This is a genomic window from Methylibium sp., from assembly GCF_013817365.1.
In the GTDB taxonomy this organism is placed as follows: domain Bacteria; phylum Pseudomonadota; class Gammaproteobacteria; order Burkholderiales; family Burkholderiaceae_C; genus Methylibium.
The window spans coordinates 1-7,632 of the sequence record NZ_JACDCU010000172.1 but is presented as its reverse complement, the minus strand read 5'-3'; the positions used below and the strand labels follow the sequence as shown (position 1 = coordinate 7,632).

The window sequence follows — 7,632 nt, the reverse complement described above, 5'->3', positions numbered from 1 at the left end:
GTTCGAGGCCGGCAGCCACGCGGCGCAGCGCGACGCGGTGCGGGCGCTGGTCGGAGCGGTTTTCGGCCCGCCATGACGGGGCTCCGGGCCTCGCGGCGACGTCCTCGCACAGGCGCCGCGCGGCCGGCGACCGAACGCCGGCATCCCCGAGCCGAGCACGTTGCCCAGGGCGACGCGACAGGCAACCGACTGCGGCGCCGCGCGCCTGCGCGAGGTTGAACTGACACTCCTCACGCGTGCACGGGTCGGCACGCTCGCCTGGTGCCTGGTCGGTGCCGTGCTGCTGCTGCCCAGCCTCTTCATTGCCACAGATCCCGCCGCGGCCACGGTGCTCGGCTGGCGGCCGGCACTCTGGCCCGGCGAGCCGTGGCGTGCATGGAGCGCGGCCTGGGTGCATCTGAGCACGCTGCATCTGGTCGCCAACCTGATCGGCGGCGTGCTGGTCATCGCGCTCGGCGCCGTGGCCCGGGTCGATGCGCGCGCCGCGCTGGCCTGGATGCTGGCCTGGCCGCTGACGCATGTCGGCTTGCTGCTCATGCCGGAGCTGCATCGGTATGGCGGCTTGTCAGGGGTGCTGCACGGCGGCGTCGCGGTGGTGGCTGCGGTGCTGCTGCGCCGGGGCACCGGGGCGCAGCGGCGGGTGGGTGGGGTGATCGCCGCAGTGCTCGGCTTCAAGCTTCTCTTCGAGGCGCCGTGGCAAGGGCCCCTGGCTTATCCGGACGGCTGGGACATTCCGGTCGCGCCGATCGCGCACAGCACCGGCGCCGTGGCCGGCGCCGTGCTGGGCTCGCTGCTGGCTCAGCCGCGGATGCGTCGCACCAGGGACGTGGTCGAGTAGCCCGCGACGAAAGGAATGGCGATCGCCCGCCCGCCCCAGCTACGCACCAGCGCGGTCTCGGCCAGTGTCTCGATGTCGTAGTCGCCGCCCTTGACGTAAAGGTCGGGCTTCACCCGCGCCAGCAGTTCGACCGGCGTGGCCGCGTCGAACAGCGCCACGAGGTCAACGCTTTCCAGCGCGGCCAGCACGCTCGCACGGTCTGTCTCGCCGTTGAGCGGCCGCCCGGGGCCCTTGCCGAGGCCGCGTGCGGAGGCATCGCTGTTGAGGCCGATCACCAAGCTGCCGCCGAGGGCGCGCGCTTGCGCAAGACAGGTCACGTGCCCGCGGTGCAGCAGGTCGAACACGCCATTGGTGAACACCACCGGGCGGGCCAGCGCCTGCAGGCGCGGCATCAGCGTGTCAGGCGTGCAGAGCTTGTCGCAGAAGGCAGGCAAAGGGAGATTCACCGGTTCATTGTCACTCTGGCGGCAACGCACCGACAGGCTTCGACCTAGACTGCGCGGCAACCCTTCGAAGGAGCGATTCGATGATCACGCTGTGCGGCATGCCGATTTCCAACTACTACAACAAGGTCAAGCTGGTCCTCCTGGAAAAAGGCATCCCGTTCGAGGAAAAACCGGTCAAGACGGGCGGCGGCGAAGAGGTCATGGCTTCGTCTCCGCTCGCCAAGATCCCGTACATCGAAACCCCACAAGGGCCGCTGTGCGAGAGCCAGGTCATCGTCGACTGGTTGGAGGCCACGCACCCGAGCCCGCCGCTGCTGCCGACCGATCCGTGGGAGGTGGCCAAGGTGCGTGAGCTGACGATCTTTCTCGAGCAGCACCTCGAACTCTCGGTGCGCCAGCTCTACCCGCAGGCCTTCTTCAGTTCGCCGCTGCCGGAGAAGTTCCTGGAGCGCGTGCGGCCGCAGATCGAGAAGAACCTCCACGCCTTTCAGCGCCTGGCCCGGTTCTTACCGCACGTTGCGGGCGAAGCGTTCTCATTAGCCGACTGCTCGGCCTACGTGCACCTGCCGCTGGCGGGACTGGCGACGCGCGCGGTGTACGGCACCGATCTCGTGGCCGCCGCCGGCATCGACTGGAAGGCCTATGTAAAGCTGATCGAGCAACGGCCCAGCGCGCAGAAGGTGGCCGCGGACCGCAAGGCCGATCAGCAGCGCCTCACCGCGTCGCGTTGAAGCGCTGACCATCCACGATTTCGATCAGGCCGGCTTCGGACCGCGCGCCGCGGCCGCGGCGGCCAGCGACTGCGTGAGTTCCTTGCGATAGCGGTTGAGCTCCTGCACGCTGGCGAAGCTGCGCTCCATCAGCAGGCTGAGGTTGTGCAGGATGCGCTCGACCACCTTGCTCTCCCACACGGCGTCGAACTGGATCTGCTTGTCCAGCCAGGCCTCGAGCCATTCGGGGTTGGGCAGGCGTGACTGCACGGTATCGCGCGGAAACAGTGCCTCGTTGACATGCAGGTTGGTCGGGTGCAGCGCCTGCGCCGTGCGCCGCGCGCTGGCCATCAGCACGCCGACCTTGGTGAAGGCGGCGCGCGCCTCGTCGCCGAACTTGTTCATGGCGCGCTTCATGTAGCGCAGGTAGGCGCCGCCGTGGCGGGCCTCGTCGCGCGCCAGCGTCTCGTAGATCACTTTGATGACCGGCTCGCTGTGCCATTCGGCGGCACGGCGATACCAGTGGTTCAGGCGGATCTCGCCGCAGAAATGCAGCATCAGCGTTTCCAGCGCCGGCGCAGGATCGAATTCGAAGCGCACCTCGTGCAGTTCGGCCTCGGTCGGCACGAAGTCGGGCCGAAAGCGCCGCAGGTATTCCATTAGCACCAGCGAATGCTTCTGCTCCTCGAAGAACCACACGCTCATGAAAGCGGAGAAGTCGCTGTCGTCGCGGTTGTCGCGCAGGAACATCTCTGTGGCCGGCAGCGCCGCCCACTCGGTGATCGCGTTCATCTTGATCGTCTGCGCCTGTTCCTCGGTCAGCAGACTGGCGTCGAACTGGTCCCAAGGGATGTCCGTGTCCATGTTCCAGCGGACGGATTCGAGCTGCTTGAAGAGTTCGGGGTAAAGCATGACGGCGACCTCCTTGTAGCCTGCGGAATTGTAGGTGTGGGGTATTTCACGTTTATCACAGGGTCGAAGACCCGTGACGTGGCCTTGACGTGCACTGCGGAGCATTCGGCGCTCCAGCCCCCCGCCTGCCTACGATCGCGCGGCCTTCCAGCGTCGTACCTCGTCCGGAATCTGCGCCAGCGACGCGACTGCGGTGACGCCCGGCGTCGGCCGCCGGTGCAGCACGGGCGCGGCCCCTCCGGCCCACACGTCAACCGAGCCGGGCAGCTTGCTGCGCAGTTCGGACAGTCCTTCCAAGACGACGGCCGGCGTGAGCACGGCCGTGAAAGCGATGGCCACGACGTCCACACGCAGCGCGGTGGCCGCCAGCACGGTGTCCCAGATCGGCGTCTGCGGACCCAGGCTCACGCAGCGGCAGCCCTCCAGCAGGAACAGCGCCTCGGCCATGAGCAGCCCGATCGCGTGCGTCTCGTTCGGGAAGGTGCTCATCAGCACCAGCGGGTGGCTGCCCGGGTGGGGCACCGGCACGCTGTCGATGGCCTTGCGAAGGACGACCTGCAGCGACTCGGTGTAGAGGTGCTCCTCGAAGATCTCGAGGTGCCCGCGCATCCATGCATCGCCGATCAGCGTGTTGAGCGGCGAAATGATCTCGACCACGAAGCGCCCCAACCCGAGCCGCAACTGCGCCTGCGCCAGTTCGCGCCGCAGCCCTGCCACGTCGTGAGCGCGCACACGGTCGATGTAGGCGCGCAGATCGGGCAATGCCGCCGCGTCGCCGGGCCCGCTCGGCGTTGAGGGATCGCCGAGCCGCTGCAGCGCTTCGATCGGCTGTGCCACGATGCGCCCTGGCCGGTGACCGGCGTCCATCAGCCGCTTGATGATGCGCAGCCGCTCGACCTGATCAACCGAGTACGCGCGCTCCCCGAACACGTCGCGCGCGGGAGTCGGAAAGCCGTAGCGACGCTCCCACACGCGCAGGGTGTCCTTGCTCAGGCCGGTGTCGCGCTCCACGGCGGCGATGGAAAGCAGCGCGGACTGCCGCTGGTCGTGCTCGTTCATGTCAGGGGGTCCGGCCGGCCGGCAGCCGAATACGAAGGTGGCCGCGATCGTCCTGGACAATCATCGGTATTCAACGCATTTTTTGGCATGATGCAGTTTAGAGCCGCGCCATGACCAAGACAACTTGCCATCCGGCTGGGGCTCGAGCAGTCTGACAGGCCACTCTCGCCGTGCCGCGTATCGCGCTGAGTGCTTTGCCCCAACACGGCTGGCCCGGAGCGAGCCGCCCCCTTCGGCCCGCAGCTCGCCCCCAGCTTCCCGGGCCTTCAGGACGATAAGCTTCAGCGGCGCAGCAGCGTACCGGCGACGCCGATCCATTTACAGCCAGCCCTTTCGCCGGAAGTACCAGAACGGCGTAACCACGCTCGCGAGCATCAGGGCCAGCGCGAACGGGTAGCCCAGGCTCCAGTCGAGCTCGGGCATGGCCCGGAAGTTCATGCCGTAAATGCTGGCGATGAGCGTCGGCGGCAGCAGCGCCACGCTGGCCACAGAGAAGATCTTGATGATCCGGTTCTGGTTGATGTTGATGAAGCCGACCGTGGCGTCCATCAGGAAGTTGATCTTGTCGAACAGGAAGGCGGTGTGCGAGTCCAGCGAGTCGATGTCGCGCAGGATCTGGCGCGACTCCTCGAACTGCTCGGCATTGAGCAGCCGGCTGCGCATCATGAAGCTGAGCGCGCGGCGCGTGTCCATCACGTTGCGGCGGATGCGGCCGTTGAGGTCTTCCTGACGGGCGATGGCGGCCAGGATCTCGGCGGCGTCGGCATCGGTGACTTCCTTTTGCAGCACGCGGGTGCTGACCTTCTCCAGTGCGTCGTAGATGCCCTCAAGCGAATCGGCCGAGTACTCGGCGTCGGCATCGTAGAGCTTGAGCAGCACGTCCTTGGCATCTTCGATCAGCGCCGGGATGCGCCGCGCGCGCATCCGCAACAGCCTGAAAACCGGCAGGTCGATCACATGCACGGAGAACAGCACGTTGTCGCGCAGGATGAAGGCCACGCGCACGTTGCGTGCGCCCTTGCGATCGGGGCCGGCGTCTTCGTCGACCAGGAAGTCGGAGCGGATGTGCAGCTCGCCGTTGTCTTCTTCGTAGAAGCGTGCGGATTCCTCGATGTCGTCGTCGACGATGTCATCAGGGATGACGAGACCGAAGCGGCTGGCGATCCAGCCTTTTTCCTCGGCGGTGGGGTTCTCCAGATCGACCCACACCGGCTGCACGTCGGCCAGCGCATCCGCGCTTTCGATTTCTTCCTGGAACAGCCGGCCATTGGCCAGCGTGAAGACGTTGAGCATGCGTACTCCAACAACCGGGGCGGCGTGGCGCGCCGCGCATGGCACCTGACGGGAGGGTTCAGGCGCCGGGAGAAGGCGACCGCCTCACTCCCGGCAACCCCTCGCACCGGGCGGCGCGGGGGCGGTTGGAGTGGACGGTCACCGAGGCGGGGTGAGGTCCAACGGATGCTCCGAAAACCAGACCGCGAATTATGGCATCCGGGCCCGTACGGCAAGGTCGCGCCGGCCCCGCGGCGGCGCGGTCATCGGCTTGTCACGAGACAGGCGCCGGCGCACACTGGATTCGACCGTCCCGGCTTGCCCCGTGCGCCGGAAGGGTCTGCCTTCCAACCCCGTGAAAGGAGCACTTATGAACCTGACGATCAGCGGACATCACCTCGACGTGACCCCCTCTTTGCGAGAGTACGTGCTCACCAAGCTGGACCGCGTCACCCGGCACTTCGATCAGGTGGTGGACATCAACGTGCTGCTGACCGTGGAGAAACTCAAGGAAAAGGAGAGGCGCCAGAAGGCCGAGGTGACTCTGCACGCCAAGGGCAAGGACATCTTCATCGAGTCGGCCAACGAAGACATGTATGCCGCGATTGACGAGTTGATGGACAAGCTCGATCGCCAGGTCTGCCGCCACAAGGACCGGGTGCAAGACCATCATCACGCGTCGGCCAAACGGCTCGACGCGACCGATCTGCAGTAAGCAACGGAGTGCAATGGACCCCGGGGGCGGCCGCCAGGCCGCTTTTTTGTGCTCCCGCCGTTCAGAGCCGTTGCCGCACGACAACCCTTGCCACCCGCATGCGGGGTGAACGGCCAGCGCATCTCCCCATGCGCGTTGCGCTTCCTATAATTTCCTTTCAGTTTTAGCCCACGTGTCGGCCAGGTCCGCCGGAACCGACACCCCGATCCGATGAATCGTCTCGCCGCCATCCTGCCCGCCAGCAATGTTCTGGTCGCCGTGGACGCCACCAGCAAGAAACGCGTGTTCGAGCAGGCTGGCCTGCTGTTCGAGAACCGCCACGCGATCGCCCGCGCCACAGTCACCGACAACCTGTTCGCTCGCGAACGGCTCGGCTCGACCGGCTTAGGGCACGGCGTGGCCATTCCGCATGGCCGCATCAAGGGCCTGAAGAATCCGCTGGCTGCCGTCATCCGCATGCAGCAGCCGATCGGCTTCGACGCCCCGGACGACGAGCCGGTCTCGCTGCTGATCTTCCTGCTGGTGCCCGAGGCGGCTACCCAGCGCCACCTCGAGATCCTTTCCGAGATCGCCGAACTGCTGTCCGACCGCGGCTTGCGCGAGAAGCTGAAGGCAGAACCGGACGCCGCCAAGCTGCACGAACTGATCTCGAATTGGGAACCGCTGAAGTCGGTCGCTTGAGCCCCGGGCGGCGGGCCCGCCGGCTGCGGCGCGGTCACCCATGAAGCCGACCGTCATCAGCGCCGAGGCGCTGTTCGAGGCCCATCGTGCCGCCCTGCGCTGGGAATGGCTGGCGGGTCACGCCCACCCCGAGCGCCGCTTCGACGAGCTCGCGGTGCGCGACGCGCAGTCGGCAGCCGACCTCGTCGGCTACCTCAACTACATCCACCCCTACCGCGTGCAGATCGTCGGACGGCGCGAAGTGCGCTATCTGCTCGACTGCTCGCCCGAAGATCAGGCCCGGCGGGTCTCGCGCATCGTCACCCTCGAGCCGCCGGTGGTGATCATTGCCGACAACCAGCCGCCGCCCGAGCAGTTGGTGGCTCTGTGCGAACGCGCCGAGATACCGCTGTTCGTGACCGCCGAGCCGGCGGGGCATGTGATCGACGTGCTTCGCACGCACCTGGGTCAGCACTTTGCCGACCGCACCACGCGACACGGTGTCTTCATGGACATCCTGGGCCTGGGCGTGCTTGTCACCGGCGAGTCCGGGCTGGGCAAGAGCGAGCTCGGCCTGGAGTTGATCTCGCGCGGGCACGGCCTGGTGGCCGACGACGCGGTGGACCTCTACCGCATCTCGCAAACCGCCATCGAGGGCCGCTGCCCCGAGTTGCTGATGAACCTGCTGGAGGTGCGCGGCATCGGGCTGCTCGACATCAAATCGATCTTCGGCGAGACCGCGGTGCGCCGCAAGATGCGTTTGAAGCTCATCGTGCACATGGTGCGCACGGAGACGCTGGAGCGCGAGTTCGAGCGGCTGCCTTACGAGCCGCTCTTCGAGCCCATCATCGATGTGCCCGTGCGCAAAGTGGTGATCGCGGTGGACGCCGGCCGCAACCTTGCCGTGCTGGTCGAGGCCGCCGTGCGCAACACCATCCTGCAGCTGCGCGGCATCGATACCTACCAGGAGTTCCTGGCCCGCCACCGTCTCGCGCTCGAGGCCGGCGAATCCACCGGCTG

Annotated in this window: 9 protein-coding genes; 5 read left to right on the top strand and 4 right to left on the bottom strand. The window is 66.9% G+C overall.

From position 1 onward, the window contains the following. Nucleotides 1-160 precede the first annotated feature (160 nt). Nucleotides 161-838 (top strand): rhombosortase, encoded by a 678-nt coding sequence (gene rrtA, locus H0W38_RS11650; RefSeq protein WP_292454118.1) that lies wholly within the window; start codon nt 161-163, stop codon nt 836-838. Here the strand turns inward: rrtA and rfaE2 are convergent. Next, nucleotides 799-1,230: a D-glycero-beta-D-manno-heptose 1-phosphate adenylyltransferase gene (gene rfaE2, locus H0W38_RS11645; protein ID WP_292454121.1), complete on the bottom strand. Its 432-nt coding sequence runs from the start codon at nt 1,228-1,230 to the stop codon at nt 799-801. The two genes, rrtA and rfaE2, sit on opposite strands and share 40 nt — an antisense overlap. Nucleotides 1,231-1,364: 134 nt before the next feature. Between rfaE2 and H0W38_RS11640 the strand changes: the two genes are divergently transcribed. Beyond that, nucleotides 1,365-2,015: a glutathione S-transferase gene (locus H0W38_RS11640; RefSeq protein ID WP_292454115.1), complete on the top strand. Its 651-nt coding sequence runs from the start codon at nt 1,365-1,367 to the stop codon at nt 2,013-2,015. Nucleotides 2,016-2,039: 24 nt separating this feature from the next. Here the strand turns inward: H0W38_RS11640 and H0W38_RS11635 are convergent, their stop codons facing one another. The 3 genes from H0W38_RS11635 to corA all read right to left on the bottom strand — a co-directional run bounded on the left by H0W38_RS11635 (nt 2,040) and on the right by corA (nt 5,258). Beyond that, nucleotides 2,040-2,906, bottom strand: coding sequence for a ferritin-like domain-containing protein (locus H0W38_RS11635; protein ID WP_292454112.1), 867 nt, complete (start codon nt 2,904-2,906; stop codon nt 2,040-2,042). 129 nt (nt 2,907-3,035) lie between these two features. Then, entirely contained in the window at nt 3,036-3,965 is a 930-nt protein-coding gene (locus H0W38_RS11630) for a MerR family transcriptional regulator (RefSeq protein ID WP_292454109.1), read from the bottom strand. 318 nt (nt 3,966-4,283) lie between these two features. Continuing rightward, nucleotides 4,284-5,258, bottom strand: a complete 975-nt coding sequence (gene corA / locus H0W38_RS11625; RefSeq protein ID WP_292454107.1) for a magnesium/cobalt transporter CorA — start codon at nt 5,256-5,258, stop codon at nt 4,284-4,286. A 349-nt stretch (nt 5,259-5,607) separates the two neighbouring features. On the opposite strand from corA, the gene raiA reads away from it, so the two are divergent. The 3 genes from raiA to hprK all read left to right on the top strand — a co-directional run. Then, nucleotides 5,608-5,952, top strand: a complete 345-nt coding sequence (gene raiA, locus H0W38_RS11620; protein ID WP_292454104.1) for a ribosome-associated translation inhibitor RaiA — start codon at nt 5,608-5,610, stop codon at nt 5,950-5,952. A 210-nt stretch (nt 5,953-6,162) separates the two neighbouring features. Continuing rightward, nucleotides 6,163-6,633 carry a PTS sugar transporter subunit IIA gene (locus tag H0W38_RS11615; RefSeq protein ID WP_292454101.1) on the top strand — a complete coding sequence of 157 codons (471 nt, stop codon included), beginning with the start codon at nt 6,163-6,165 and terminating at the stop codon, nt 6,631-6,633. Nucleotides 6,634-6,673: 40 nt separating this feature from the next. After that, the coding region (gene hprK, locus H0W38_RS11610) for an HPr(Ser) kinase/phosphatase (protein ID WP_292454098.1) at nt 6,674-7,632 on the top strand (959 nt) is incomplete at its 3' end.